Annotated in this window: 21 protein-coding genes and 3 pseudogenes; 6 read left to right on the plus strand and 18 right to left on the minus strand. The window is 51.9% G+C overall.

Annotated elements, in window-relative coordinates; genetic code table 11:
- Positions 1-484 precede the first annotated feature (484 nt).
- From ABD76_RS06275 to ABD76_RS06285, 3 genes are all read right to left on the minus strand, one after another.
- Complete coding sequence (locus ABD76_RS06275; protein ID WP_197255228.1) at positions 485-874, minus strand: hypothetical protein; 390 nt, start codon at positions 872-874, stop codon at positions 485-487.
- Between the two features lie 233 nt (positions 875-1,107).
- Positions 1,108-2,553, minus strand: coding sequence for an MBL fold metallo-hydrolase (locus tag ABD76_RS06280; protein WP_197255230.1), 1,446 nt, complete (start codon positions 2,551-2,553; stop codon positions 1,108-1,110).
- A 77-nt stretch (positions 2,554-2,630) separates the two neighbouring features.
- On the minus strand, positions 2,631-3,830 hold the full coding sequence (locus ABD76_RS06285) for an FAD-dependent oxidoreductase (protein ID WP_197255232.1): 1,200 nt from the start codon (positions 3,828-3,830) through the stop codon (positions 2,631-2,633).
- 350 nt (positions 3,831-4,180) lie between these two features.
- Here ABD76_RS06285 and ABD76_RS06290 point away from each other — a divergent pair, with 350 nt between their 5' ends.
- Complete coding sequence (locus ABD76_RS06290) at positions 4,181-5,641, plus strand: DHA2 family efflux MFS transporter permease subunit (protein ID WP_197255234.1); 1,461 nt, start codon at positions 4,181-4,183, stop codon at positions 5,639-5,641.
- Positions 5,642-5,676: 35 nt separating this feature from the next.
- Here the strand turns inward: ABD76_RS06290 and ABD76_RS06295 are convergent, their stop codons facing one another.
- A complete protein-coding gene (locus ABD76_RS06295; RefSeq protein WP_197255280.1) occupies positions 5,677-6,336 on the minus strand; it encodes a response regulator in 660 nt (219 codons plus the stop codon).
- Between the two features lie 868 nt (positions 6,337-7,204).
- Here ABD76_RS06295 and ABD76_RS06300 point away from each other — a divergent pair.
- Positions 7,205-8,236 (plus strand): hypothetical protein, encoded by a 1,032-nt coding sequence (locus tag ABD76_RS06300; protein WP_197255236.1) that lies wholly within the window; start codon positions 7,205-7,207, stop codon positions 8,234-8,236.
- 147 nt (positions 8,237-8,383) lie between these two features.
- Here ABD76_RS06300 and ABD76_RS06305 read toward each other — a convergent pair whose 3' ends face one another.
- The 4 genes from ABD76_RS06305 to ABD76_RS06320 all read right to left on the minus strand — a co-directional run bounded on the left by ABD76_RS06305 (position 8,384) and on the right by ABD76_RS06320 (position 12,079).
- A complete protein-coding gene (locus ABD76_RS06305) occupies positions 8,384-9,277 on the minus strand; it encodes a TetR/AcrR family transcriptional regulator (RefSeq protein WP_197255238.1) in 894 nt (297 codons plus the stop codon).
- 149 nt (positions 9,278-9,426) lie between these two features.
- Positions 9,427-10,113, minus strand: a complete 687-nt coding sequence (locus ABD76_RS06310; RefSeq protein WP_197255240.1) for a hypothetical protein — start codon at positions 10,111-10,113, stop codon at positions 9,427-9,429.
- A gap of 122 nt (positions 10,114-10,235) precedes the next feature.
- Positions 10,236-11,018 carry a GNAT family N-acetyltransferase gene (locus ABD76_RS06315; protein ID WP_197255242.1) on the minus strand — a complete coding sequence of 261 codons (783 nt, stop codon included), beginning with the start codon at positions 11,016-11,018 and terminating at the stop codon, positions 10,236-10,238.
- 137 nt (positions 11,019-11,155) lie between these two features.
- Positions 11,156-12,079, minus strand: a complete 924-nt coding sequence (locus tag ABD76_RS06320) for a VanW family protein (RefSeq protein ID WP_420901927.1) — start codon at positions 12,077-12,079, stop codon at positions 11,156-11,158.
- Positions 12,080-12,221: 142 nt separating this feature from the next.
- Here ABD76_RS06320 and ABD76_RS06325 point away from each other — a divergent pair, with 142 nt between their 5' ends.
- From ABD76_RS06325 to ABD76_RS06340, 4 genes and pseudogenes are all read left to right on the plus strand, one after another.
- Positions 12,222-13,382 carry a hypothetical protein gene (locus ABD76_RS06325; RefSeq protein ID WP_197255246.1) on the plus strand — a complete coding sequence of 387 codons (1,161 nt, stop codon included), beginning with the start codon at positions 12,222-12,224 and terminating at the stop codon, positions 13,380-13,382.
- Positions 13,383-13,556: 174 nt separating this feature from the next.
- Positions 13,557-14,126: a TetR/AcrR family transcriptional regulator gene (locus ABD76_RS06330; protein ID WP_197255248.1), complete on the plus strand. Its 570-nt coding sequence runs from the start codon at positions 13,557-13,559 to the stop codon at positions 14,124-14,126.
- A 57-nt stretch (positions 14,127-14,183) separates the two neighbouring features.
- Positions 14,184-14,525, plus strand: a pseudogene (locus ABD76_RS06335) (DMT family transporter); the annotation flags it as partial.
- Positions 14,488-14,761 (plus strand): annotated as a pseudogene (locus ABD76_RS06340) (DMT family transporter). The pseudogenes ABD76_RS06335 and ABD76_RS06340, both read left to right, overlap by 38 nt.
- 115 nt (positions 14,762-14,876) lie before the next feature.
- Here ABD76_RS06340 and ABD76_RS06345 read toward each other — a convergent pair.
- From ABD76_RS06345 to ABD76_RS06395, 10 genes and pseudogenes are all read right to left on the minus strand, one after another.
- Positions 14,877-15,044: pseudogene (locus tag ABD76_RS06345) on the minus strand ((2Fe-2S) ferredoxin domain-containing protein); the annotation flags it as partial.
- A gap of 18 nt (positions 15,045-15,062) precedes the next feature.
- Entirely contained in the window at positions 15,063-16,091 is a 1,029-nt protein-coding gene (locus ABD76_RS06350; protein WP_197255250.1) for an ABC transporter substrate-binding protein, read from the minus strand.
- Positions 16,092-16,125: 34 nt separating this feature from the next.
- Positions 16,126-17,199, minus strand: a complete 1,074-nt coding sequence (locus tag ABD76_RS06355) for a methyltransferase domain-containing protein (RefSeq protein WP_197255252.1) — start codon at positions 17,197-17,199, stop codon at positions 16,126-16,128.
- A 22-nt stretch (positions 17,200-17,221) separates the two neighbouring features.
- Positions 17,222-18,001, minus strand: a complete 780-nt coding sequence (locus ABD76_RS06360; RefSeq protein ID WP_197255254.1) for an ABC transporter ATP-binding protein — start codon at positions 17,999-18,001, stop codon at positions 17,222-17,224.
- Positions 17,998-19,074 carry a FecCD family ABC transporter permease gene (locus tag ABD76_RS06365; RefSeq protein ID WP_197255256.1) on the minus strand — a complete coding sequence of 359 codons (1,077 nt, stop codon included), beginning with the start codon at positions 19,072-19,074 and terminating at the stop codon, positions 17,998-18,000. Before ABD76_RS06365 ends, ABD76_RS06360 begins: the two co-directional genes overlap by 4 nt.
- A 314-nt stretch (positions 19,075-19,388) precedes the next feature.
- Complete coding sequence (locus ABD76_RS06370) at positions 19,389-19,742, minus strand: hypothetical protein (RefSeq protein ID WP_197255258.1); 354 nt, start codon at positions 19,740-19,742, stop codon at positions 19,389-19,391.
- Positions 19,743-20,573: 831 nt separating this feature from the next.
- A complete protein-coding gene (locus ABD76_RS06380; RefSeq protein ID WP_197255261.1) occupies positions 20,574-22,775 on the minus strand; it encodes an amylo-alpha-1,6-glucosidase in 2,202 nt (733 codons plus the stop codon).
- Between the two features lie 96 nt (positions 22,776-22,871).
- The gene (locus tag ABD76_RS06385; RefSeq protein WP_197255282.1) at positions 22,872-23,735 is read right to left on the minus strand and encodes a carbohydrate ABC transporter permease; all 864 of its coding nucleotides are present in this window, start codon (positions 23,733-23,735) and stop codon (positions 22,872-22,874) included.
- A gap of 27 nt (positions 23,736-23,762) precedes the next feature.
- Positions 23,763-24,653, minus strand: a complete 891-nt coding sequence (locus tag ABD76_RS06390) for an ABC transporter permease (protein WP_197255263.1) — start codon at positions 24,651-24,653, stop codon at positions 23,763-23,765.
- A 20-nt stretch (positions 24,654-24,673) separates the two neighbouring features.
- A complete protein-coding gene (locus ABD76_RS06395; RefSeq protein WP_242069413.1) occupies positions 24,674-26,272 on the minus strand; it encodes an extracellular solute-binding protein in 1,599 nt (532 codons plus the stop codon).
- Positions 26,273-26,503 lie beyond the last annotated feature (231 nt).

Consider the following 26,503-nt stretch of genomic DNA (forward strand, 5'->3'; position numbering starts at 1 on the left):
CGACCAAAGCGAAATGGGAGACGTCCGAAAAAGGCAACGAAGTCGATGAAACCGAAACTGATTGTGAGGTAATGACAAACGAAAAATGATTTTACATATAATGGATAACGCGCAGGGTCTATTTCCAGCTCGACTTTTTTAGACTTAGCGCGGACATTGCAGATGTAAATATATATCATATATAGATGTTAATTGAAATTAGATTATGAACTAACCGCTCGATGCAACGCTAGTGGGAATTTAGCCTCTTGAGGTTAAAAATGCTGCGCCTGTGCAGCAATTTCGCACGCTTGCTTCATGCACGGACCAGCTTGCCCTAACCTGTCCTGCCTTCCCCGGCCCCGCCCTTCATAAAAAAAAAAGACTGTCGACAGGACTTGGTCGACAGTCTGAGGCGAGTCAGGGGCGCCCCTGACTCGCCTTGCCTTTCCTTGTTGACACGCTGCATGCGGCTATCGATTATCAGCTTGCCTGCTGCCACCGATCAGTTGATTTTGTATGTAACCGTGAAGTAATTCATCGCGTACGAAGATGGAGCGGCAAATTGAACATACAGATAACCGTCTTCCGTCGCCGTAAAAATTCTGCCTACATTGCTATTGTAAAAAGTCCCGAGATGATAGTATGAACTATACACCGAATAATAGGCGTAGCTTCCTTGCGCATAAATGGTAAGCTGCTGCCCCTTCTTCAAGTAGATTCCTTCCCATGGGCTGACTTCATTCGGCCGCAGCGCGTAATACTTGATGAATTGCTGGCCTTCTTGAACGACGGGACCGGCAGAGGCGCCAGGAACAGGGTTCTGAGAAGCATAGGCCGGCGAAGCGGTAGCCAGGATAGCTAACGCGGACAGGGAGAGCAGAAGCTTCTTCATTTCACATCACTCCTTAAATATTTGTATTAGATGTAATATATGGTAGATCTACCTTCTTAAATATAACAAAGATATAATATAATGTAAACCTATTTTTCCTAATTTTTGTGTCTTTTGGTAGAAAAGATCTGATTTCGCAGCTCCGGCCATAACAATAGAATGGAAACGAAAAAAAAACGGCTCTCCGCAGGCCATTGCAGCCTGATTGATGAGCCGCTCAGTAGAACCGGTCTTTACTTCAGGATAGGCAATCCTTCCTCACGCCATCGGACGATGCCCCCCTGCAAATTCATGACATTCTTGCAGCCCTGCGCCTGCAGAATGCTGGCCGCAATCGCCGAACGCGCCCCTGTCCGGCATTGGGCAAGCAACGGCTTGCCTGAAGGCACCTCGCGAATGCGCCCCGGAAGGGTTCCGAGCAGAATATGGCTTGCGCCCGGAATGCGGCCTTCCTCCCATTCCGCCCCGGAGCGCACGTCCACCACCGCTACCTCCCCGGCGAGAACCTGATCGGCGATGTCCGCCGGCGCCACTTCGCGATAGGATTCCAGGCCCGACGCCGCCGCATCGATGCCGCTCCACAGCGCGGAAGCCTCGATCGTGCCCGCGATCCGGTCGATGCCGATGGAACGCATGTCACGGATAATCTCAGGCAGTTGATCCGCTTCCCCCATCACGTACAGCGGCCGTTCATCATCGACGAGCCATCCGGCCCAGGTCGTGAAGGAACGGTTGTACGGCAGGTTGAGCGTTCCCTTCACATGCCCGGACGCAAATTCCGCACTTGGCCGCGTATCAATCACAACGGCGCCTTCCTCCGCAATATTGGAGACAGCCGTGAGTGTCCCCTCAATCCACTCCGGTGCGGGAAGGCGGGCGAGCAGCGCCGGACCATCGCGGTTCACCCGCTTCATGCGGGGGAAATAGGTTGGAGGCTCGGGCTGTCCCGCCAATAACGCGGCGGTGAAGGCCGACTCGTCCTCCATGGATAAGGCCCAATTGAAGCGCTTCTCGTAGCCGACGGTCGAGGACGGGATCGCGCCAAGCGCCTTGCCGCAGGCGCTGCCCGCTCCATGGGCCGGCCATACCTGCACATAGTCAGGGAGCTGCTTGAAGCGCTGCAGAGAGCGGTACATCTGCTTCGCTCCCTCCGCGGCGGTGCCTGCCAGGCCCACCGCTTTCTCCAGCAGATCCGGCCGGCCAATATCGCCGACGAAGACGAAGTCGCCCGTAAAGATGCCTATCGGGCTATCGGCGCCCCCGCCCCGGTCCGTCAGCAGGAAAGACACGCTCTCTGGGGTATGGCCCGGCGTATGCAGCACTTCGAACTCGAGCCGGCCCACCTGGAACCGATCCCCGTCCCGGACCAGCCGATGCTTGATCGCCGCACCGCCCTGCCCGCCGTTCACATAAGCGTAAGACCAGTCCGGCCCGCCTTCGCCCGATACGTATAGCGTCGCCCCATGCTCCTCCCCGAGCTCGCGGGCGCCCGATACGAAGTCGGCGTGGATATGCGTCTCCGCCGCGGCCACGATCGTCAAGCCTTCGGCCTGAGCCGTCTTGATATACGGAACAACATCGCGGCCGGGATCGATCACGATCGCTTCCCCCGTCGCTTGGCAGCCCACGAGGTACGAGGCGTGGGCCAGCTTCTCATTGTAAAAATAGCGCAGCAGCATGTATGCCGCTCTCCCCTTTCTCTGACACAGTAAACTGCCGTTTTGTATCTGTTTCTGTCGCCATGATGGGCCGGCGGCTACATCCGTCCCTTCAGCATGCCGTGCCAGTATAGCTTCGGCAGCAAATCCTTCTTCAGCACATACATGCTGTACCGCTCCTTCGACTGGTCGAACGGGAACGTCTCCCGCGGCGTCAAATCATAATCGAACTCCGCCAGAATGAGCCGGTTATAGCCCGTTACGAGCGGACAGGAGGTATACCCGTCATAGCTTGCATCCAGCGGTTGCCTCGCCAGCACGCTCAATACATTACGTGCCGCCACCGGGGCCTGCTTGCGAATGGCCGCGCCTGTCTTCGAGGTCGGCAGATTGCTGCAATCGCCCAAAGCGAACACGTTCGCGAACCGGACATGCTGCAGCGTATGCTTATCGACCTCGGCCCAGCCGCCCGGCCCGGCAAGCGGACTGTCCCGGATGAAGGACGGAGCGGACATCGGCGGCACGACATGAATCATATCGTACCGGAGCGTCTCCCGCTCCTTCGTGTCCACATGCTCGAAGACCGCTTCCCGCTTGGCGGAGTCAATCTCCACCAGATTGCGCTTGTATTTGGCCGTGATGCCTTTGCGTTCCACCACCTTGTCGAGCGCCGCGGCATACTTCGGCACGGCGAAAATCGACGCATTGCCGGATGCAAAGATAATGTCGGTCTTCTCCCTGACCCCCGCGCGCCGGAATGCGTCATCGGCCAAATACATGATTTTCTGGGGCGCGCCTCCGCACTTGATAGGCGTGCTCGGCTGGGTGAATATCGCGGTCCCGCCGCGGAACTCCCGGATCGACCGCCAAGTGCTGTCCACATAGCGGTAATCATAGTTGCTGCACACGCCTTCGCGCCCGATGCACTCCTTCAGCCCCTTGATCCGATCCCAATCCACCTGGATGCCCGCCGCGACGACGAGGACATCGTACCCGATGACGGTGCCTGTGCTCGTCACGATCCGGTTCTCCTCCGGACGGAAATGCGCGACCGCTTCCCGCAGCCAATCGGCTCCCTTCGGGATAAGCGATTGCTGATCGCGCTCCGTGGCCTCCTTGCGCACGACTCCGCCGCCGACGAGCGTCCACAAGGGCTGATAGTAATGCTTGGCCTGCGGATCGACGAGCACGACGGAGCCGTGCAGCTCGGCCGACGCGCGCAGCAAACGGGCCGCAACCGACAATCCGGCGCTGCCTGCCCCGACAATGGCGACGGCATAGTGAAGTTGCTGTGGCACCACTTACCCTCCCCTGTTCCCCAATGCTGCTAGCCTGCTTCTGCATTCAACCTATAAGGGCTTGCCTGCCGCTGTATTCCAATGTTCGCCAGGGTCCCCTAAATGCACCAATGGTCAAATTATATGGCTGGACTTCGGTTTCTATGATTTTCTTTTCTTTTTGACGCCGAGGCAAAAAATGAGCAGCCGTTGACATCTCCGATTCTCGTCGCTATTATTTATACTACAGAAAGTGACTAGTAGGTTTTATAGAAAACTATATGTTTTCTATATTGGAGCAAGAAGCCTCTCCTTGTTCCTGCAGCTTATCAGTTTACTTCCACATTACTTAGAAAGCAGGTCTTAACGTTATGCACAACCATTCCGCAGCACATCCTTCTCCGCAGGGCGGTGAAGTCTCGCTCAAACAGTTAATCGCGCCTCTTCTTGCCGTCATCATTGGAACTTTCATGGTTATACTAGACAGCACCGTCGTCAATGTTGCCATTCCGACACTCGTAGAATACTTTGATGCTTCACTTCAATCGATTCAATGGTCGGTGACGGCGTATACGCTCGCATTGTCCGCGGTAATCCCGCTCGCAGGCTGGATGTCGGATCAATTTCAAGCCAAGCGGGTGTTTCTGGCTTCTATAGGGTTGTTCACGGTCGGATCTATCCTGTGCGCGTTCGCGCAGACAACAGAGCAATTGATCTTTTTTCGGGTGCTCCAGGGGATTGGAGGCGGAATGGTCTCGCCTATCGGGATGGCGATGGTCTACCGTCTTGCGCCAGCCCGCCAGCGAGGTTCTGTCATAGGCATGTTCGGGATTCCGATGCTGCTTGCCCCGGCCCTGGGCCCGGTATTGTCCGGGTGGCTGGTTGAGTATGTAACCTGGCAGTGGATTTTTCTTATTAATCTACCAATTGGCATAGCGGGAATTGTGATTGGGCGGAAATGGCTGCCTTCCTTTCCAAGCATGCAGGCCCCTTCTCTGGACATGAAGGGGATGATCCTTGGACCGCTCGCTTTTTCCATGATAACGTTTGGAGTTAGCGAGGGCGGGGTGAGCTGGACCTCTGCGAGAACGTTAACCGGTCTGGTTATCGGGGGGCTTTCTCTGATTCTCTTTGTCATCTCTTGCTTGCGTCATCGACAACCCTTGCTGGAGCTGCGCGTTTTCCGGTCTGCGGACTTTACCCGGGGCATTGTCATCTCATGGGTTATGCAGACCGCCTTATTTGGGACGGTTTTGTTATTTCCGCTTCTGCTTCAGCAAATGAAAGAATATACGCCGCTGGAGACGGGGCTAATCATGCTGCCGCAGGCACTGGGCTCCATGATCTGTATGCCCATTGCGGGCAAAATTTTTGACAAGGTTGGAGCGCGTCCCCCTCTCCTGGTTGGGATGACGCTGATCACGGGCGCGCTGTTCACCATGTCATGCCTTACGCAGGATACCTCGTTAGCGATCATTATGAGCGCGCTGTTTTTGCTAGGTTCCGGAATGGGCCTGTCCATGATGGCTTTGAACACTCATGTATTGAATGCAACTCCCCGACACCTTGTCGGCAGGGTTACACCGCTTACCAGCGCTTCTCAGCAAGTCGTCTCTTCGTTCGCAATTGCCGGGTTTACCGGATATTTCGCTTCGCGCATGACGGTGAACATGGCCCGGCCCACCGCAGAAATGACGATACTGCAAGCAAGCGCGGCCTCTTTCGGGGAGACGTTTTTTCTGGCTGCGTGTATAGCTGGGGCAGGTTTGATTTCAAGCCTATTTCTCAGAAAACCAAAACAACAAGAGGCCGAAGCCAAGGATGGCAAATAGAACGTCATGGATCGCAAAGTATTGACATGCTCACGCTACAATCGGCCCAGCTTGCTCAAGTATAGCACGAGCTCCGTCCGGTTCCTGCATTCGAGCTTATCCAGTATTCGGGATACATAATTTTTAACCGTCCCCTCCGTGACGAACAGAGCTTGAGCGATCTCCTTATTGCTGCTGCCGGACAGGATATGCCGGGCGACTTCCGCCTCTCTCGGGGTAAGCAGCCCCAGCTTGTCCGGCACGGGAGCCTCTGGACGAGGCGGCATAGAGTTGTCCCGTCCGGAGGATATAGCTTCTACCATGCGTTCGGTCACCTTCGGATTGAGAAGCACGCTGCCGGAATATACCGTTTTAATCGCGTTAAAAATGTCGGCAGAACCGGAATCTTTTAAAATATATCCTTCCACCCCGTTCTTCAAGCCTTGGATAATATATTCATCTTCATTGAAGGTGGTCAGAATGATAATCTTGACCTTCGGATGCTGCTCCTTCACCAATTGGGCAGCCGTAATCCCGTCCATCACCGGCATTCTGATGTCCATCAGGATCACGTCAGGTGTCATCACTTCAAGCTGTTCCAACAACACCTTGCCGTTTGGCACTTCACCGATGACCGAGACCTCCTCATACATGCTCAGGATCATTTTAAGCCCTTCCCGAACGATTTCCTGGTCATCTGCAATCATTACCTTGATCATAGCGTCCCCCTTCATTCATGCATGCTGCCCGCTGCTTCCCCCAGCCTGCTCAGGCTGCGGAGGAGGCCGGACAACAATAGTAAATCCCTTGTCGGAACTCCATTGAAGTTGTCCTCCGGGAGCGGCGATTCAGCCGTTCCATCCCCAATAGACCGTTCGACTTGGCCAGCGGACCGCTTTCCAGAGCGTTATGATAAGTAGCATGCGAATTCCCGACTCCCGGCAACAGATGCGAATCGCGAACAAGGTCGCCCCGTCATGCCGAATCCCGTTCGTCTCGCCTTCCTGACCGTTGTGAGCAGGCACTCCTTAACATGGGGATTGTCCTCTTCTATCTCGTCATCCATTTCCAAGGGCCGCGGCAAGGAACTCCTTCGTCTGGTCCGGCTTGGAATCGATTGCTTGGCGTGCATATTCCAGGTTCATGCTTAACGTGCCCAAGGAATCATGCCATTCCCGGGCAATTCCGGTCAGCTCTTCAACGGCAGGCGAATAGATCTGCAGCGCGGCATTGGCTTCCTGCAGCTCCTTATATAGTTATTCCTTTTTGATTTTCTCATTAATGATGCTGCTAAAGAGCAACCCCACTAAGAAATCCGGCAAAAGAACTGTCAGTATATAGAAATCTACAGCTCGAACAGTACCAGTCGCAAATAACGATAGTTTCTGTTCGTTCTCCTGTTCTTTCAATACATATCACTTAATGATATCATGGCTTTTTTAGGTTTCATAGATAACGAAAGTCATCGAAAGAACAGGAAAAGTTATGCGGCGATTGAGTACTTTTGTGAATTGGGCGCAGCTCGCCATCATTCTACAATATTTTCTGTAAGGCAAACCAAATGACAACAGGAGGTATCAATCGATGCTTGAGCGAATCCGTCTGACCAAAAAATACGGCAATCAAACGATGATCAACAATTTGTCCCTTCATGCGCAACAAGCGGAAGCAGGGCTTCTGGGGCCGAACGGCTCCGGCAAATCTCCCGCGGTATCCATGATTTCCACGGTGCTGGCGCCCAGCAGCGGAGCCATCTTGATCGTCGTGCCCCCGGATACTGCTCTGTATGAACCTTTAAACGCCAAAGATAATCTGAAGTTTTTCGTCCGCCTGCATGGCTTTGACGGGCCTGCCGTTGGCATCGATCGCCAATCAAGGAACGATAGTTTAAAAACCGTCAAACATCTGAACCGGGAAAATGGAATAACCGTGATTTGTTCAAGTCATTGCATGGAGGAGGTTAGGATTCTCTGCTCTCGGGTCGCCATTGCGGATCAAGGGAGGCTCCTTACTTATGGCTCGAAGGATGAGCTGAAGCACAAGACGGGAGCTCTGGCCACGCTGACGATCATCTTCCATTCCTTGGACAGCGAGGCGGTCGGCAAGGCAAAGCATATTCCCGGAACTAAAAAAATCACAATGGACAAGCAGCAACTGTCGATTCTGGTGAATCTGCAGGAAGGCAGTGTGAGTGATATAATGGAGGGCCTGAGAAGCCTGGGCGCTATGCTTGTCAGTCGGCTGAGTTTCCCTGTGAATTGGGTAAACACCCCAAGCATACTGCATCTAACTTTCGTATACGGGCTGGCTCTCGGCTCTCTCGTTCTGTGCTGCGGATTGCTGGCGAACAATCATGCAGCGATAACCAGCTTTGCCGCATCGGTATTATATGAGTCCGGTTTCTTGGGAGGCCTTTTTTTCGATAAAGATGCTTTTCCGCCCGCTTTGAAGGCAGTTCAGTCCGCCACGCCCAATGGAAAGGCCATTAACGCCTGCCTCCATTTTTTTCAGGGCGGGTGGCTGACCGATATGTTGACGGATATTTTCATGCTTGCGGGTGCGGCAGCCGTATTTTTCATCGCGGTTCTCTTATTGGCAGGCAGGAAGGGGCAATAAAAATGCCGCTATTCCCGATTGGTTCCGCTGCTCTCCAGAACCATTCCAGGAACTCGGCATCGAAGCATACCCGTTAAAGAACGTCCCCTCCCGGATGTCGGACCACCGGTCCGGCACGGGAATGGGACGGGAACGGATACGAGACCTTTACTGCCCGCCTGCATTGGGCATCAGTGACTGGAGCTGGTGAACATAAAAACCGAGCTCCCTTTCCGCCGCCAGATCCCGAAGCAGCGCCTGTGTTAAAAATCCTCTCGGCTGATCTTTTTCCAGCTCGTCCCGCAGCATGGCCGCAACCTCGGATAAATCTTTTTTTCTTGCGTTTGGAACGGACATATCGGGTATGATCGATAATATCGTATTGAACAAGGCAGATCTTCGAATCTCCTGAATGCCGTTCTCGGGTTCAAATTGCGCATCCGCATATTCCTTCATGAGTTCATCCGTAAGAAGGGGGGCTGGCGAATGCCGCTCCAAGCCAATGATGAGATCATCCATGCGGCCGGCTATAAACAAGGCCAAATCTTTCTGCGCCAGCGGCTTGTACCCGAACAGCAAATGAAAGGTGTATTCCCTTATCATCCCGTTGAACAGAGCCGTGATGTCCCATTTCCAGTCCTCCACAACAGAACCGTACTGACGGACCAAAATATTCTGGTAGTAACGAAACATATTGATCCGGAGCTGTTTAATTACGGCTCCTATTTTATCGTTATTTGCCGGAGGGAGCTCGTTATGATCGCGTGATATATAATATCCATGCTCGATGAAAAAGTCGATCTGACAAGCGATCTCCTCAAGGAAGGTTTCTCTTTTTGACAACCCTTTTTGTTTAATTTTTTCTACAGCATCCATCATGTTTTGCTGCCGCAGCTCAAGGATATGGATATATAAATCTTCTTTGGAGGCAAAATGCTTATATAAGGAGCCTTTCGCAATGCTGCAATCATCGGCGATATCTTGAATGGACGTCGCTTGGTATCCTTTTTCTGCGAAAAGCCTGATCGCGGATTGTACAATTTTTTCCTTTAACATGCTCATGCTGATCCCCCCTTTGACAACGAACAAGCGATCGAACGTTTCTTAATTTGTACTTGTCCCCTTATGAGTATACGACTATTTTTCTACAAAATCATAATATACCACTGTCACTTACAATATATTTACTGTGCATATTATAATTTTCTATATCATTTTAGAATCCTGATTTTAACACTCTTATCTCCGACTTGAATTGTCCGTTGGTTGAGACTTTCCAAAAATTTTTGAAGTCTTCTTTCTCTTCTTTCATTCTTATAATAATGAATATATTGTCCCACTAAGGTTACCCCAGCTAGTATCCATATTATAATTTCCGCAATTTCCGATACCTCCATCTTAAGAATTTCTACTTCACTCCAAGAGAAAACATGAACCCAGTTCAGCTTTCCATTACGGTTCATACTGAAGCTGACAATAAAATCATTCTTATTCCCATTCTTCCATGCGTTTTGAAGAGCATAGCCGTAATCCTTGTTTTTATTTTCGCCGACATTAACAAAAATCAGATTTACCTGCTTCCACGATCTTGTCTTTCCGGGTCTTTCTGGATCAGGAATGAATTGATTCAGTTCACTATTTTTCTGATTGAGAACTTGATTCGCCTTCTCCTTATTCGGAACATCTCCAACAATTCGATTTATCGTGATAAACGAGGTAACTGCGTTTGGATACTTTGGCAGATCGGGGAAGTCTTTTTCATCAATCCCATCAATCTTGTAGAGAGAATAGGAAGCTTGAACTTTATTTTCATAGCGATGCACGGATGCACTTGGCGTCCCGGGAGGCCACATTTCTTTTAATTCGGAAGCACTGGCAGGCCAATCATCAGAATTCATTGCCAAGAATTTGCGGCAGTTGAATCGTCAGGCCCGGAGGGGCGGCGTTAGCGTTTAAGGAGTTTATTGAACACGGCATGTCCCCATACGACACGGTGTGTGAAGCAGATACGCTTTGATTATTACGCTTGGATCGAGCGCCTCATCGCCATAAACTCAACCTCTCCATCTCCGACTTTGCTTCGGAATAAGGGGCCTTTGGCAAACCCGGCCCGCTCATAAACTTTGATCGCCCGTTCATTAAATGTGGCCACAACCAATTGAATATCAGTGGTCTGATAACGTTCGCGAATAAATTCAAGGCTGCTCGTTACAAAACCGGCTCCCTTACCCTTCCCGGTGAACTCCGGATGCAGGCCTAAGCCAAAATCCAGATATGTATTAGGGTGATAGAGGCCGATGTCATAGCCTCCCGGCACACGCGCCGAGCTGCCTGCACAGATATACCCGATCAAAACATTCTCGTTATCCAAGACATAAAAATAGTCCCCGTTCATAAACTCTGCAATGGTATCCTCATCCCCGTCCATACTATAAAGAGAATAAGGCTCATCATAAGTCCAATTCGCAATGATGGAGGCATAGTCCTCTGTCATGGGGAAATAACGCAGAGATAACATGGAATATCGATTCCTTTCATTTAAAGGTGTACCTTCATCATGAAGTGGATTTTTTCTTTTATATGGGACTTTTGCTGAAGGTACTAACCGAGAAGAGTCTTTCAAATGAACATCTCGATCATCAAAGAAAATATGCGCTCCGAATGCTGTTAAAATCTCATCCTTGCTGAGGCCTCCCATGAAAAAGGCTTCGTCGATTCTGACGCCCCATTTCCTTAATGTTAATATTAGTTCTAAAAATATTATCTCCCTGTGAGAGATCAAACGTCGGCTTCCAGCGTCCATAAGGCGGCGACTTCCTGCTCGGTTTCGTTGATGCCCTCCCATTTAATCAAAGTATAGAAAACCGTTTGCTAGAAAACAACCATTATCGTGAAAACGCGGAAAAGCATGCCTGCATCAGCGGGCATGCGCTTTCTTCTTTATTCCTGTGCTTTCGCTTCTAAATCAAGGGAGATCTCCTCCGGCAGACGCCGGGTCGTTCCCGGGACCTCGCGCGGTTTATGATTAATCAGTTCGGAAGAATACACCGCCACGGTCATTTGGCCTCCGCCGGCATGAGCGCGGATGAGAACCGGTTGATTGTACAGGTTTTGAAATGCGAAATCCGGCCCGCCCCAGCTCACCGTCGCGTCGCGGCCGGGCGGTACATAGGGCACATGCCGGCTGTGGGAGTAACGCTGCTTGATGGCAAGCCCGGCCCGGTCCACGGCATTAAACAGTGTCGAGGATACTTGGCAAATCCCTCCGCCTATCCCTTCCGAGAACTCCCCGCGAACGATAATCGGAGCCTGCCGGTATCCTTTCGCCGTGGTTCGCATACCGACAACCCGGTTGAACGAGAAATGCTCGCCCGGAAACACGACGGTGTTATTAATGGCTTGCGCGGCCAGGGCAACATTATGCGAACGATTTTTGTTCCTCGAGTTATAAAAGGTGACGTAATGTCCAATTCTCCTGTCACGAATATGGGCCAACAGCTCGCTATCGACCTTGGCATGGACCTTCAAGCGCGGCGCTTCGATAGACAAGGAACCGCTGCCATAGAGAAAGGAATAGAATTGCTCTCGAAAACGATCGCGATCCAGTTTGTAACCGTTCTGTTCCGGTATGATCTCCTCGTAATCCCCAATCCGGGCATTCCTGGGGGCTTGATACATTTTCTTATCGAGATCGTCGAGGAGCCGGTCTATCTTATCATCATCCAATAGCGGAAACACCGGCTCCGCATAATCGGCACGATTCACGGTCGCCACGCTGCGCCCTTCCACGCCGATCTGGGCACTGCCGGGAAGGAGAGCCTGGTGCAGCAGAAGCAAAATTTGAACATATGTATTCCAATTCAAATCGGGACACCCCAATTCACGAAATGTACCTTCATACATTTCCCTGAACGGCGGCTGATTATCGGTACATAATTTGATAAAAAATGACAACACTATTTATAACTATCGCTTCGGCAGATTGAATTGACATGGAGGCCCGACCATGAATCCATTAATGATTCGCATCGTCCTATTTTTGCTGATCATTTCATTCTTTCCCGTTCACAATCCGTTCGTAACTGCTGCTCGCAAGCCGCAATCCACGGTTGTCATCAGTGTGCGAACCACTCCTTCCGCCACGTTTGAACATAAAACGGTTCTGAACCCAAAGGAGGCTGCTCAATTGCTGGAGGGGAGCAAGGAGGAAGAGGCTTCACGCCCGAATGCGCTTACCGACATTTATTTATTGATCGCGCGAAACGGTCAGGCTAGAGCATTCCGTTTGGAAAAGCCCGGTGTGCTTTGGAGCGCAACGGAGTCAAAACGGCTTGTCCTGTCTCCAAAAGCAGCGCGGCAACTGCAAAAATATGGTGCAGAATTAAAGGAGCGGCACTATGGAGCGACCATCCCTTGGAGCGAAGCGAAGCAATTAATCCCGCGGAAAAGCACATTCTCCATCATCGATTTGGAAAAAGGGCTCTCGTTTCGTGTCCAACGGCGAGCGGGAAGCAGACATGCCGACGTGCAGCCGCTGACCAAAGAGGACACCAAGATTATGAAGCAAATTTATGACAATCAATGGAGCTGGAAACGAAAAGCGATTTTAGTGGTAACGGATAAACATAAAATTGCCGCTTCCATGAATGGCATGCCCCATGGAGGAGATGGTATCCCGGGCAATGGATTTTCAGGCCATTTTTGCGTTCATTTCATGGACAGCAGTACGCACCGCTCCGCCAATCCGGATTTATTTCATCAGTTGATGGTCTATACGGCTTCTGGACAACGCGAGACTTTTCTCCATACGGCCTCGCCCGCCATGCTTGCGGAACTTTTCATTGGGGCGTTGTCCGTCAGGGATGCTGAACTCCTGGCCAGCGTTTCGAACGGGCTGGATCCCGAAGTGGTTGACGACTTTTTGCAAGAGATGGAGAGTGGAACCACTTTTCGTCTAACGACGAAAAGCAAGCGCAACAATAAAAATCGGAACACCAAACAAGATACGGTTCATAGCCTGACGGCGGAAGCGACCCGCAACGTATCGTGGCGCCGCAAAAATCAGGCCGAAAAGAGCGCGGTCTTCCAATTTGAGTTTGCGCGGGAGTCCTACCATTCCCCTTGGAAAATAAGCAAAGTAAGGAGCAGCATAAGTCCGCGGAGTTAACGTGTTAAACGTATTTTTCTGACCTGTTGAATTGATAAAATCACCGTCATATGCTTTAATTTTCAATAGTAAGGAGATTGCCCTGGAATCCTGAATTTCCGTGATGATTGACGAATATAAGTTCTTCTGTTACAATGAATGACGTTCAGTCATTTCTGCCGGGAGGTACCGCTTATGGACAAAAGAGAAAAGATCGTACAAGCGTCCATCGAAGTTTTTAAAGAGAAAGGGATCGAAAAAGCAAAAATCGCAGACATCGTAAAAAAGGCAGAGATCGCTCAGGGAACGTTTTATTTGTATTTTCCCTCTAAGTTGTCGGTTATGCCTGTCATTGCGGAGCAAATTGTTCTGCAATTTATCAAGAAAATTGAAGCCACGGTTTCACTTGACGAACCTTTGTCCGAACAACTGCGTCAATTGGTGGATGCCATCTTTCAGGTTACGGGTGAATTTCGTGATGTATCCGTTCTTGTCTATGCAGGCCTTTCCACAACCGAAAATATGAGCAAATGGGAAAACATTTATGCGCCGCTTTACGATTTGGTCGCTTCTCTGTTCGAGACGAACAAACAACGCCGCCTCGTTCGTGAAAACCTCGATCCCGCCCGTACCGCCAAATTAGTGCTTGGCCTGATCGAATCGGCGGCGGAGCAAGTCTTTTTATATGATGCGTACGATCAACAAAATGAAATCACTCAAAAGGCTGAATTACTGACATTTTTAGAGCATGCTTTGCATCCGTAAAGTATGTCCTCTTTTCAACAAAAATGACTGAATGTCATTCATTTAGGGGTGTGTGCCATGAACAAATATTGGATGTATGTAATCCTCACGTGTTTATTGGAAATGGTATGGGTTTTTGGGTTTAGCACGGCAGATGCCGTCTGGCATTGGATTTTGCTCGTCGGCGTCATTATCGTTGATTTTTATTTCCTGTCCAAAGCCTGTGAAGGGCTGCCTACCGGGACCGTCTATGCTATCTTTGCCGGGGTCGGTTCAATCAGGACGGTATTAATGGATTACTTCTTATTTGACGGGAATATGAGCGCGCTGAAATTGCTCTTTATCGGGTTGCTTGTTGCTGGAGTCATTGGTTTGAAGCTCGCTGACAATCAAGTGGAAGAAAGGGTTGAAGCTGTTCAGCCAAGAAAAGAATATCCGAAACGGCGCAATATTCGCGGGCGGGTTTGCTCTCTCCTTCGGTCTGCTGTATCAGGCCTTCGGCTATTTGCAATTGAGTATCGCGTATGCGGTCTGGATTGGAATCGGAACCGCTGGGGCCGTGCTGATTCTTTTTCGGAGAATCCAAAAGCGCGGCCCGCCTTGTCAGCTTGGCTCTGATTATTGCGGGCGTTACGGGATTAAAGCTTGTCTCCTAAAAAAGGGATTCCCGTGAGGGGACGCGAAGGCTGTCGAGATGATCTCGGCAGCCTTTTACGTCTGCGCCCTACGCACACCAGAATTACCCGCCCTCCTCTTTTTACAGCAGCTCCGCCGTTCGTTGCAGCGGGTGCGTGTCGTATGAATCTGTTTTTTCGCGCCGAGCGCCGAGATTTCCTCCCGGATCGCTTGCGTCACTTCATCGGCCTGCTGCTTCATGCAGTTGCCGCCGTTGCATATCAGCAGATGATGGCGGGTTTCCTCCAAATTCCATGTTGGCATGAATGTTCTCCTTCCCCATTAATCCTTTGATGGCTGCACTCTATCCGGATACAAGCCCGCAGCGAGCGTCTGCAGAGCTATCGGCGCGCGAATCCCCTCGGCGGCCGCCGAGAGCGGCAGCACGATAAACCGCTCGTTCTTGATCGCCTTCACATCGGCCAGCGGCGCTTTGTTCAAGAGCAGCTCCCGCTTCTGTTCGGCCGTCGTGTCGCCATAATCGACAATGACAATGACGTCCGGGTCGCGGTTCACCACTTCCTCCCAACTTACCTCGGCCCATCCTTTATCGATATCGTCGAAAATATTTTTTCCGCCCACCTTGGCAATCAAGCTGGTCAAATACGTATTGGCAGCCGTGAATGCCTTGTCTTCCCCGCTATCGAAGACGAATACGTTAAGCGGCTCGCTCACGGTGCCGATTTGCGCCTGAATATCTTCCAGCTTCTTCCGCATATCGTTCACGACCGCTTCGGCTCGGTCTTCGACCCGGAAGATGCGCCCGATATTCAAGATGTCCTGGTACACATCCTCCAGCGTCGGCGCAGCCTTGTTGGATGATTCCTGCACATAGGTCAGGACGCCCTGCCCGGCCAGATCCGCCCGCGCTCCCAGCGCTTTCTCTCCAAATGCGCTCTTCCATCCCGCATAGGCGAAATCGGGAGACACCGACAAGAACACTTCCTTCGACGGATATTTGTCCGCGAGGACCGGAATCTTGTCGTACTTCTCCTTATATTCGGGCAGGATGCTGTCGTCGAGATAAGCCGTTCCGACCATCGAATCCTCGAGACCGAGCGCGAGCATCACTTCGGTCGCATGCTGGTTCAGCGTGACTGCCCGCTTCGGCGCCTCCGGGAAGCTCAGCTTTTCGCCCATATTTTCAAGCTCGACCGTTCCGCTCTCGGATAGGTGCTGCCCCGCCGGCTGCTCCGCTTGCGCCTGCCGCTTCGCAACCGGCTGTTCCGAACTGCCGCATGCCGACAGCAGTACGAGGAGTATAGTCATTCCCAGCAATAATAACCTCTTGGTGAACGTTGTCCGATTCATACAATCCTTCCTCCGTCTATTCCTTCGTTATCTCTCATTTCATCCGGGCAATCAACGTCATCGTTGCCGGGGCGTCGGGCGATAGAGCCGGCAGCGCGCCGTGCAGCGGATATCCGCCGTCCACCCATGTATGATCCCGATACGGATGCACCGCTTTCCCGGCCGCGAGCGCTTCCTCTATCGTCTCTCCGGCATCCGGAGCGCTCCCTCTTTCATTAACTCCGGGTGGGAGCGCGGTTCGCCACGGGGTGGACGAGCCGTAATTTTGAATCATCCGCGTGACCTCAAATCCTTCCGCGGCGAGCAGCAGCGCGGCTTCTTTCGGCGTCATCAGCGCGTATTCGCGCTCCACCAGGTACCGGGATTCCATGGCGCCGTCGACATACGTCTCATAAGCGATGGCGCAGTGAAAGATCTGCCGGGACAGTGAGGTTACCCCGTCGATCTGGCGGCGAACAAGCTTGTGCGGCTGCACGCGCTTGCGCTCCAGCGTCTGCCAGGCGGCGCCGCCTCGAGGCAGGATCAGATCGACGGCAATCCAGCCTCCTGCCTGCAGCCACCGATGGATATTGCGAAGCAGCGCAATATGGTCTTCCATCCGCGTAAAATGCTGCAAAAACCCGTCCGGGCACAGCACATGGGTATAGGCAGCGTGAGCGCGGAACGCAAGAACGTCCTCTTCCGCCAGCTCCAGCCGCTGCTCCGCTTCCCCTTTGAACATCCGCTTGCGCTTTCTATCCGCAGCCTTGAGCATCATGGGACTCCAATCGACGCCGCAGTAGCTGGCTGCCAGGCCGGCCAGTTCGACCGCCAGGCGTCCGGCGCCGACGCCAAGCTCCAGCACGCTCGGCGCTTCCGCCGCCTGCTCCAGCCAATGTCTGTAGAAGGCAATCCCTGCTTTTCCGGCAAACTGATCATAATATTCGGCCTCCAGCCCCGTGTACTTCGGGCTCGGCTGCATTTCATGCCGGTTGCCCTGCATTCCGCAGTTGGTGCATAGCGTACCCGCCAAGTCCTCAAGCGGCGTGCCTGCCGGAACGCCGTTGCGGGTATCGCCATACCATTCATCATACATGAATTGGCAGTGGCCGCATCGGGTCATCGTCATCGGCTCCGCCTCCCTTCCCTTCTTATAAGCCGGCGATCATGTCCGGCAAAAACGTAATCGACGGCTTCCCCGTCAAGGGGTGGATGACAATCTCCGCCCGAACCCCGAATACGTCGTACAGCAACTCCGGCCGCATCACTTGCTCGGGGCTTCCGGAAGCCGCCATCCGGCCTTCTTGGAGCACATAAATGCGGTCGCAGTAGCAAGCCGCGATGTTCAAATCATGCAGCGCGGCGAGACAGGTCAGCTTCAGTTCCTTGACCAGATCCATCATCTGAAGCTGATACCGGATATCCAGATGGTTGGTCGGTTCATCCAAAATCAGAACGCGGGCTTGCTGCGCCAGCGCCCTGGCAATCAGCACGCGCTGCTTCTCTCCGCCGGCCAAGTCGGAGAAGCTGCTGCCTGCGGCATGCAGCAAACCGACGCGCGTCAGCGCTTGCTCCACAATCTCGTAGTCCTTCACCGAATCCGCTTCGAATATTTTCTTATGAGGACTGCGCCCCATCATCACGATATCGCGAACCGTAAAATCGAACGCGGCGGCCGACTCCTGGCCAACCACCGCCAACTGTCTGGCCAATTCCTTTTGCGGCATCCGGGAGACATGCTGCCCATTCAACAATATCTCGCCCGAATCAGGATCCAGCACGCGATATATATTTTTGAGCAGCGTCGATTTCCCGCTGCCGTTCGGACCGATCAAGCCGACCGTCTCGCCTTCCCGCACATCCAGACATATCGCGTCAATCAATCGTTTATCGTGAATGCTGAACGACAGGTCTTTCACTTCGACGTTCATTTTCCGCCTCCAAAAGAATATGAGTTGCGCCGCAGCAGCCAAATAAAGAAGGGACCTCCGCATAAGGCGGTCACAATGCCGATCGGCAATTCCTCGGGCGCCAGCACAAGCCGCGCCAATACATCGGCCCATACGATGAAGATGGCCCCCAGCAGCAGGCTGACCGGAAGGACGCGGCGGTGATCCGAACCGACGATGAGCCGCACGATATGGGGGATCATCAAGCCGACAAAGCCAATCGCTCCGCTCACGGACACAATCGTTCCCGTCAACAGAGCGACCACGACGACCAGCCATTTGCGGAAGGAATGGAGATTGACGCCAAGGGTAAGCGCCTCCTCCTCCCCCATTAGCAAGGCGTTGAGCGACCGGTACTGAACAAGCAAAAAGACCGTTCCGGCAATCACGATCAAGGCCGGGAGCGTTAAATACTCCCACTTCGCCCCCGTCAGGCTTCCCATCATCCAATACATCGCCGAACGTATGCCTTCTTCGCGCGGCGCCATCATGACGATCAAATTGGTGATGGCCGACATCATCATGGACACCGCGATGCCGGACAATAAAAGCCGGCTCGTTGCCATCCTGCCTCCCACGCGAGCCAGAACCATAACGATCGCCATCACGGCGAGCGAACCGAGAAAGGCAGATAAGGAAAGCGCATATTGCCCGAAGAAGCAGAACGCGCCGAATAAAATGACGAGCGTGGCCGCCGCGGACGCCCCCGACGACACGCCGAGTATATAAGGGTCGGCCAAGGAATTGCGCATAAGCGCTTGAATAGCCGCGCCGGCCACGGACAGCCCCGCGCCGACGATGACGCCAAGCAGCACCCGCGGAAAACGAATATCCCACACGATATGTCCCTGTCCCGTGTCCCATGTCTCCTCGATCCATCCATGGAAGCCCGGCAGATGGGAGAAGGCAATTTTCCAGACCGTTGCCGGCGCGATCGGAACCGGCCCCAGCATCACCGCGAGCGTAACCGAGAGGACGAGCCCCGCCGTCAGCGCCAACAGAATGGCCGTAAAAAAGAAGGAGCGGCGGCGGAAGTCTGCCGGTTCTTTCATCATTTCACAACCTTCGTCATCATTGTTATATGTAATTATTACGATTTAGGGAGACGTTGACTCATTTTTCTGCAAACATCCCCCGCAAAAAGAAGAAGTTCCCATCGCCGCGGAATATTAAAAATTAAAAGTATTCCTCTCCATACTATAACGAACGAACTACACCATTCAGTGACTTATATCATCGTTTTTTCTAAAGTTCCCTTCACTCCCTTCTCCCAGGTTAAATCCTACCGATCTCGGCAAAAACGCATCGTTGAAATCGCGCCGCCAAAGCCGGCGTGCACAGAGACTCTACTTCCGGCTGCGCACGCTTTTTATTGCATATATCCGATCCACATATCTCCCGTGCTGATAAAATGGGACCTTTCAACTTTTCCGTTCATGATATATTCATTGATTTGAAAAGCTTTTTTGTGTGCGAGCTCAAGTTCTTCCGCCGTCTCCAAGTCACTTTCCCACACATGATATCCATTTACATGTCTCTCCCATGCGAACAAATCAAAGCATGGATGCGCACGTTCATAAGGAAACGGCCTTTGTTCCGGATGCTTTATAAATAACTGTTCATAGTAATCCATCTTCGGTCCAAGCGCCGCAACGACTTGTGAATCCATGAACTCCGGATCTCCGAGCCAAATTTTCAGATAATAAGGCTCCTTCTTCTTCATTGCATCGAGTTGCTTCTTCCATGCCATATATATTTCGATCAAGTTGTACAACGTTTGTTTTCGAAATCGATAAGGCGGATTCTTTTTTCCTGCTTCCCGCTCATTGATCCGATGCAGATGACAAAACGGAGGAATCCGAACTTTTACATATTCTCTTTTATTGCGGGTTAAGGAATCGATGTCGAGCGTCTTATGATGAGCGCCCCATAATTGGAGGCTTCTTGCTCCTTCTCATTCCTCGAGTCTTCTTATGTACCGATATCAATTTCATGAAGTGCTCCTTTTCTGGCAATACTGATGTCGGGAGCGGATCGGAGGAATGATCCTCAACTCGCTGCAAATCCATGGCGTTTCCCAGATGGGCGGTTATCCGGCCTCAAGCCTGCGCTCCGCCTCTCATAGCATGCAATGATATCCTGCACGAAATCCGCTCCTTAATCCAGGCAGCTGTCTCGCCTTCAACCGTATACATCGCAATCCGCAACGCGGCGCTCTTTTTGTTGATGAATTTCGCGAGGAATTCCTCCATTTTCTCCGCATTTTTCAGGCCGGAGGGCGCAACCACAATATCACCGTTCTTCTCCGCTTGTTTGGAAGGATAAGCAGGCGGTCTTTGAAGATGATCTCCTCTATCGCCGAAGCATCCAACAATCAATATAAGGCCGGCCAATACTATTAACTTCTTCATTGCCCTACCCTTTCTAAGGAATTAATGAAACTCCGCATAACATCGCTTGCATTTGCGAACATAGCTGTGTTCTTTCCATTATAAAGATCCCTGCCATATTTTGATAGCAGGGATCCTAACTTCGCTATTTTATTGAGGCAACGCTATCTCATCACCGGATGATTCTGTACCTCCATCGGCTCGGCGAAGCGGACCTCCTTCAGGATGCGGCGCTGTCTTGCCCGCTTCTCGGCACGCGCTGGCGAGACGGAGGCTTCCATCGCCTGGATGACTGCCTGGTTAGGATCGAGCAAGGCTACGGTCAGCGTCCCCTCGGCCTGCGCTATCCTTAGCTCCGAACCAGGGCGCACCTCTACCTCCACCCGCTCAAATGGCGAAATATCAATGACGGCCTTCAAGGAAAGGTCCTGGAACTGGTAGCGATATACCCTGACCGCTTCATTGCGGTAATCAGCGGTAATGCGGCCCTTGCCCACGTTGATCGCATAATTCAGATCCGGAATCTCCTCCGGTATTCGGGGAGCGAGGACTAAGGTATGCTGAATCAGATCAGGCCTTACTCCCAAAAAGTATTGGTACCATACCCGCAAATGCTCGGCATTGGACCAGGCTTGCAAATACGCCCCCGTCAGTTTGGCCCAGTTCTCGCCTTCATGAGGGTAAGCATCCATATTTTCGCACAGTCCGCCGACGACCCCTTTGGTCAGCGCCATCCCGTTCATGTTCTTGAACAGCCGATAGGCTGTCTCTTCCTCTCCCGCCTCAATCATGCGCTGCATCGCGATGCCGTTCAGCCAGAGCCATACGGTTCCGTTGTGATAAGCGGCATCCTTGTGATAATGAGGTGTCAGGTGGAACGGATGGAACAGCGGATGGCGCCGGTCCAGAGAAGCGACTCCCCAAGGATATACCAGCTCTTCCCAAGCCGTGCGGATGGCCTGACAAGCAAACTCCCTATCATCAAGCATGTCGAAGGCAAAGAGCTGATTCGGACGCAGGGAGAACTCCGGCTTGCCTTCTTTATCGAGCCGGTCGGCCAAATAAGGATGGCCGGGATCATGGTAATCCTTTTCAAAATTCATTTTCAACCGATCCGCAATCTGCTTCCACTGTTCCGCATGAGCTTCATCCTTCATAAATTCGGCGAAGTACACTCCCGCCAGCAGTTGGTTGTACCATAGCGCCTGAATGTCGTTGGCCCGCGTATCCCTTGGGGAATAGGATCGCAGCTGGCTGTCCCGGGCATCCATCCACGTTTCATTGTCGGCGTGCGTCAGGTAGCCCTTCTCGTCCATCCAGTGCTCGATCGAGCCTTGAATGCTGCGAATGACGGCCGGATACAGCTCTTTAATGATGTCCGTATCGCCCGAATATTTGACATAATCCTGCAGTTGGATCACAAATCGCGGCGTGCCGTCCGTCGTATGATAATCAATATTTTCCGGAGCAAGGATATTCGGGACTCTGCCGTAAAACTTGGAATCCTTATCGGTATTCTGAAATTCGGCAAAAGAAAGCAGAATATGGCGTGCCGTCTCGAATTGCCCGCTAACCAAGACAGCCCCCGGAAGCGAAATAAACTGATCCCGTCCCCAATATTCATTGAACCAAGGAAGTCCGGCGTAGATCCCGTCTCCTTGCTGCCTCGTAACAAGCTGATCCATCGTGATGCTTATCCAGCGCAGAGCCAGCTCCAGCGTGTCATCCGTGCTCCTCATATACGTATTTTCGAGAAGCAGGCGTTCCATGCGTTCGACTCGCTCCGTCTTGAGGCGGTCGACCTCTCCTCTCGTATCCTGCAGCAGAGCGACGGCTTCCTCTGCCGTTCTGCCGGCAGCGATGCAGAAGCCTTCCTCCTCCGCATCCGCATAGATGATATGCCCTTCCAGCGTTAATGGCTGCAGCCGCCTGGATCCTACCGCGATCACCCAGCCTTCTGTCATCGCCGAGAAGAGAAGGATATGCCCCTCTTGACGCATCGGCTTCACATGCTCTCCTCTGAGCTCCATGCCGATAGTCGGCTGCTGCGCCCCGGCAAGGCCGATTTCCAGCACATTTCGATAATCCGGCATCCATAGTTCCTCTGTGAGTGGGCCATGCTGGCGCACCATTTTGTAAGGATAAACATACACTTGGGATTGCTGATTCTCCAGCCTGCTGCCCCCGTCATATAAATGATAGCCCTGAAAGATTCGGCGCTTCGCGATGTTCCATCCTTCAAAATAAGCATGCTCCGGATGATTCGTGTCGTGAGATTGCGTAAAGTAAAATGCGGACTCCTTATTGGTAAAAGATATCGCCCGGTTCGCTTCCTTCGATACGAACATTTTCATGTCATCTAACATTGATGTTGCACCTGCATTCGTCATTGCTAACCTCCTGGACGCCATGTGGTCGGCCGGCTTCTTTCCATTGTATTGGGCTTCGCGGAACCTGGTGACTTATTCCTTGACAGAACCGACCACGATTCCGGACACGAAATACTTCTGCAAGAAAGGGTAAATCAAGAGCAATGGCAGCGTAGAAACGACGATTTTGGCGGAATTCAGCGTCCGGTCTGAAATCTTGGCATATTCGGCCAATTTCGCCGGGTCCGTGATGTTCTGCACTTCCACGCTGAGCTGCTGAATATAGGTCTGCAATGGATAGTTCGAAGTCTTGTTGATATACACCAACGCGCTGAAATAATCATTCCAGTGGCCGACGATCGTAAACAGCATCACCGTCGCCAAGGTCGGCAACACGACCGGCAAATAGATCGAAAACAAGATTTTCCATTGCGAGGCTCCATCCATCTTGGCCGCTTCCTCCAGCGACTTCGGAACCGCACGGAACGCGTTCATCAGCAGGATGACATTGCCGATGGGCACCGCTCCCGGCAAAATCAAGGCCCAAATCGAATCCAGAAGTCCAAGCTGCTTCACGACCATGAACGTCGGAATAAGTCCTCCGGAGAACAGCATCGCGAAAATTACGATATTCATGTACACTTTCTGTCCCCGGAATTGCTTCGAGCTTTTGGATAGCGGATAGGCCATCAGGATCATCAGCGCCATATTTACGCCGAGCCCCAGCACGACCCTTTCGACCGAGATCATGAACGAACGCCAAAACTGCGAGTCTGACAGCAGCTTTTCATAGGAGCTCCATGTAAAGTTCACCGGGAACAGGCCCACCAAATTAGCGGAAGCGGCTGCATTATCACTCAGTGAAATAGCTACCATATTGAGTAACGGAAACAGACAAGACAACGTAAGCGCCAGCAACAAGATCCAGATAATCACGTCGGCGACGCGGCTTTTCATCGTCTGAGCTATGATGGAAGACACCCCCTAGAAAATGCGATAATCTGTCAGCTTTTGCGTCAGTTTATTCGCGGATAAGATTAAAATAATGCCGACAATGGAACGCAAGAGACCGACTGCGGTTCCGAGGCTGTACTGTCTTTCGACCAGACCGACCCGGTACACATAGGTGTCAATAATATCGGCGGTCTCGTACACCAACGGATTATACAGATTAAAAATTTGGTCAAAGCCGGCGTTCAACACATTCGGCAGGTTCAACGTCGTGACCAGTAAAATCGTAGGCATCAAGCCGGGAAGCGTGACATACCACAGCTTCTGGAACCGGTTCGCCCCGTCGATCGATGCCGCTTCGTATTGCCCCGGGTCAATGGAAGTCAGGGCGGCCAAATAGATGATCGAGCCATAGCCGAACCCTTTCCACACATCGGACAACACCAGCATCGGCCGGAACCATTCATTGCTCGCCATAAATAAAATCGGGTCTGCGCCAAACCATCCCAGAAATGCGTTGATCGGACCTTCATAGGAAAAGATGTTCATCACGACGGTAGCCAGTACGGCCCATGACAAGAAATTCGGCAAATACACGACCGTCTGCATGAACCGCTTGGCAATTTTCAGTCGAATCTCATTCAGGAGCAAAGCAAACGTAATCGAAACGAAGGTCCCCACAATAATCTTCCATACCGCGATGACGATCGTATTGATAAAAATCTGCTTGCTGTCCGGAATTTGCAGCATGAATTTGAAATTATCCAAACCCACCCAGCGCGAACCGCTGATCCCTTTGGCAGGAACATAATCTTGAAAAGCCATCACAATCCCGAACATCGGGATGAACGAGAAAATAATGAGGAAGATCATGCCTGCGGCCATCATCGAGTGGAACGCGATCTGATCGTTTTTATTCTTCATGAAGAACGCTCTCTTTCGCTTCAATTGGAGGCAATCGCTTCGTTCACTTCATCCGTAATGATATCGCCGCCGGTTTTCTTCCAATTCTCCACGAATTTATCGAAATCATCCGGCGTTTGCTCGCCCGTAATAATTTTCAGATACATTTCGAGTTCCATTTTCATTAAGGTCGGCCATTTCAAAGACATGGACCGTGTGCTGCCGAAGAAGATCGGATTGACTTCTTTGATATTGGAGTTGTTGACCAGCTTCGCCGTCGTAATGCTCGATGTATATCCGGCCCATGCGTTGGCATCGACTTGGTTTCCGTTTTTCACGTCATCCAAATATTTTTTGTAGGACTTATAAGCCGCAATATCCAGATTGCTCGTTAATTTGCCGGCGTCGCCCGTCTCCAGTGCCTCTTCCATAATTTCAACATTGCGGTAGAAGGCATCATAATAGTCAATGTTGATGGCGAGCGGAGATCCGCCTACATTATGCGCGCTGTAATCCTCGAATTCCTTGAGCACGGCTTCGTCCTTCTCCTGGTAGCGCTGGTAATCGAATTGAACGCTCGCAATTTTAATGGCCGCTTCCGGATGGCTGAACCCTTTGCGGACCACCAGATAACTGCTGGTCGGCTTGCCGGTGAACATCGTGACCGAGCCGTCCTCGGATTGCGGAGCGACATAAGACACCCACTCGGCATCCGGATTGAGCTTGAGCGAGTCCGCCACGGTCCAGCTTCCCCACCAGTTGTCCAGGAACGAGCCGCTTTTGCCGCTCGTCAGCAGCGCCTTGCGGTCATCCGAGGTGCGGACGGCAAATTGGCGATCAATGAGCCCTTTTTTGTACATATCCGCGATTTTGGCAAGAGCGGGCTTCATTTCAGGCTGAATGGAACCGTATACGGCTTTTCCCGTGCCGTCATCGATCCATTGCTTCGGGAAGGCTCCGTATAAGGCAAAAATGTTGTTCACTTCATATTGCCCGCCCGAAATTCCGACAGGTTGTTCATTATCGATGACCAGTCCCACCGTATTACCCGGTCCGTTGCCGCCGGGATCTTTTTCTACGAACTGGGTGATGATATGCTCAATATCTTCAATGGTTTTCGGTTCTTTCAGCCCCAATTTGTCCATCCAGTCCTTGCGCAGCCACAGGACGCCCGGACCGTGCGAGATTTCCGTGGTTGGCAGCGCCATCAGCTTGCCGTCGAACTTGGCCGTGTCCAGAACGCGGCCATCATAGGAATCATAGATTTCCTTGATGCGCTCACTGGCCGTATTTTCATAGGCTGCGGTAAGGTCCTCGATCAGATCGTTCTCGTAAAGCTGCTCCAATGTTTCATGATCGGGAACGACCATGATATCCGGAATCTCGCCGCTTACGATCGCCATCGATACTTTTTGCTGATAGTCTGTACCGTCATTGGCCTCGAACGCAATCTCATTTTGGACATTCAGCTTGTTCTTGAGATATCTGGTCCAGACATTGTCCGTCGCATTGTCCTTCTCATAGGGCGTGCCTTTCAGCGAAGAGTAATTCCCTGCTACCTGGCCCACGGTATAGGTAACGGTGTCAGGATAAGGTGCAAAAGGCGTCGTCTTCGCTTCCTTCCACGCCGGGTCATTCATATCCACTGCGGATTCCTCCGCAGGCTTGTCCGCTTTTTGACATCCAGCCATGGCAAAAACCAATAGCAATGCTATCGCAAAGAAAAGACCGTTTCTTCGTTTTGTGATCATGACAAAAGCTCCTTTACCTTGGTGTGAACGATTTCAAAACGCCGGCTCGCTTCAACATGGATATCCAACATGTCTTGCACGTCTCTCATTTTAATGCGTTGTCTTTACGGCCGTATATAT

The organism is Paenibacillus dendritiformis, from assembly GCF_015845845.1.
Classification (GTDB): Bacteria; Bacillota; Bacilli; order Paenibacillales; family Paenibacillaceae; genus Paenibacillus_B; species Paenibacillus_B dendritiformis_C.

Excerpts from the sequence above, each read along its gene's own strand:
- ABD76_RS06355 (WP_197255252.1), bottom strand. The coding sequence starts at position 17,199 with ATGACGATGACCCGATGCGGCCACTGCCAATTCATGTATGATGAATGG.
- ABD76_RS06305 (WP_197255238.1), bottom strand. The coding sequence starts at position 9,277 with ATGAGCATGTTAAAGGAAAAAATTGTACAATCCGCGATCAGGCTTTTC.
- ABD76_RS06275 (WP_197255228.1), bottom strand. The coding sequence starts at position 874 with ATGAAGAAGCTTCTGCTCTCCCTGTCCGCGTTAGCTATCCTGGCTACC.
- ABD76_RS06280 (WP_197255230.1), bottom strand. The coding sequence starts at position 2,553 with ATGCTGCTGCGCTATTTTTACAATGAGAAGCTGGCCCACGCCTCGTAC.
- ABD76_RS06325 (WP_197255246.1), top strand. The coding sequence starts at position 12,222 with ATGAATCCATTAATGATTCGCATCGTCCTATTTTTGCTGATCATTTCA.
- ABD76_RS06385 (WP_197255282.1), bottom strand. The coding sequence starts at position 23,735 with ATGAAAAGCCGCGTCGCCGACGTGATTATCTGGATCTTGTTGCTGGCG.
- ABD76_RS06395 (WP_242069413.1), bottom strand. The coding sequence starts at position 26,272 with ATGAATGACCCGGCGTGGAAGGAAGCGAAGACGACGCCTTTTGCACCT.
- ABD76_RS06365 (WP_197255256.1), bottom strand. The coding sequence starts at position 19,074 with ATGATGAAAGAACCGGCAGACTTCCGCCGCCGCTCCTTCTTTTTTACG.
- ABD76_RS06310 (WP_197255240.1), bottom strand. The coding sequence starts at position 10,113 with ATGAATTCTGATGATTGGCCTGCCAGTGCTTCCGAATTAAAAGAAATG.
- ABD76_RS06300 (WP_197255236.1), top strand. The coding sequence starts at position 7,205 with ATGCTTGAGCGAATCCGTCTGACCAAAAAATACGGCAATCAAACGATG.
- ABD76_RS06360 (WP_197255254.1), bottom strand. The coding sequence starts at position 18,001 with ATGAACGTCGAAGTGAAAGACCTGTCGTTCAGCATTCACGATAAACGA.
- ABD76_RS06370 (WP_197255258.1), bottom strand. The coding sequence starts at position 19,742 with ATGAAGAAGAAGGAGCCTTATTATCTGAAAATTTGGCTCGGAGATCCG.
- ABD76_RS06330 (WP_197255248.1), top strand. The coding sequence starts at position 13,557 with ATGGACAAAAGAGAAAAGATCGTACAAGCGTCCATCGAAGTTTTTAAA.
- ABD76_RS06390 (WP_197255263.1), bottom strand. The coding sequence starts at position 24,653 with ATGAAGAATAAAAACGATCAGATCGCGTTCCACTCGATGATGGCCGCA.
- ABD76_RS06380 (WP_197255261.1), bottom strand. The coding sequence starts at position 22,775 with ATGTTAGATGACATGAAAATGTTCGTATCGAAGGAAGCGAACCGGGCG.
- ABD76_RS06290 (WP_197255234.1), top strand. The coding sequence starts at position 4,181 with ATGCACAACCATTCCGCAGCACATCCTTCTCCGCAGGGCGGTGAAGTC.
- ABD76_RS06350 (WP_197255250.1), bottom strand. The coding sequence starts at position 16,091 with ATGAATCGGACAACGTTCACCAAGAGGTTATTATTGCTGGGAATGACT.
- ABD76_RS06315 (WP_197255242.1), bottom strand. The coding sequence starts at position 11,018 with ATGGACGCTGGAAGCCGACGTTTGATCTCTCACAGGGAGATAATATTT.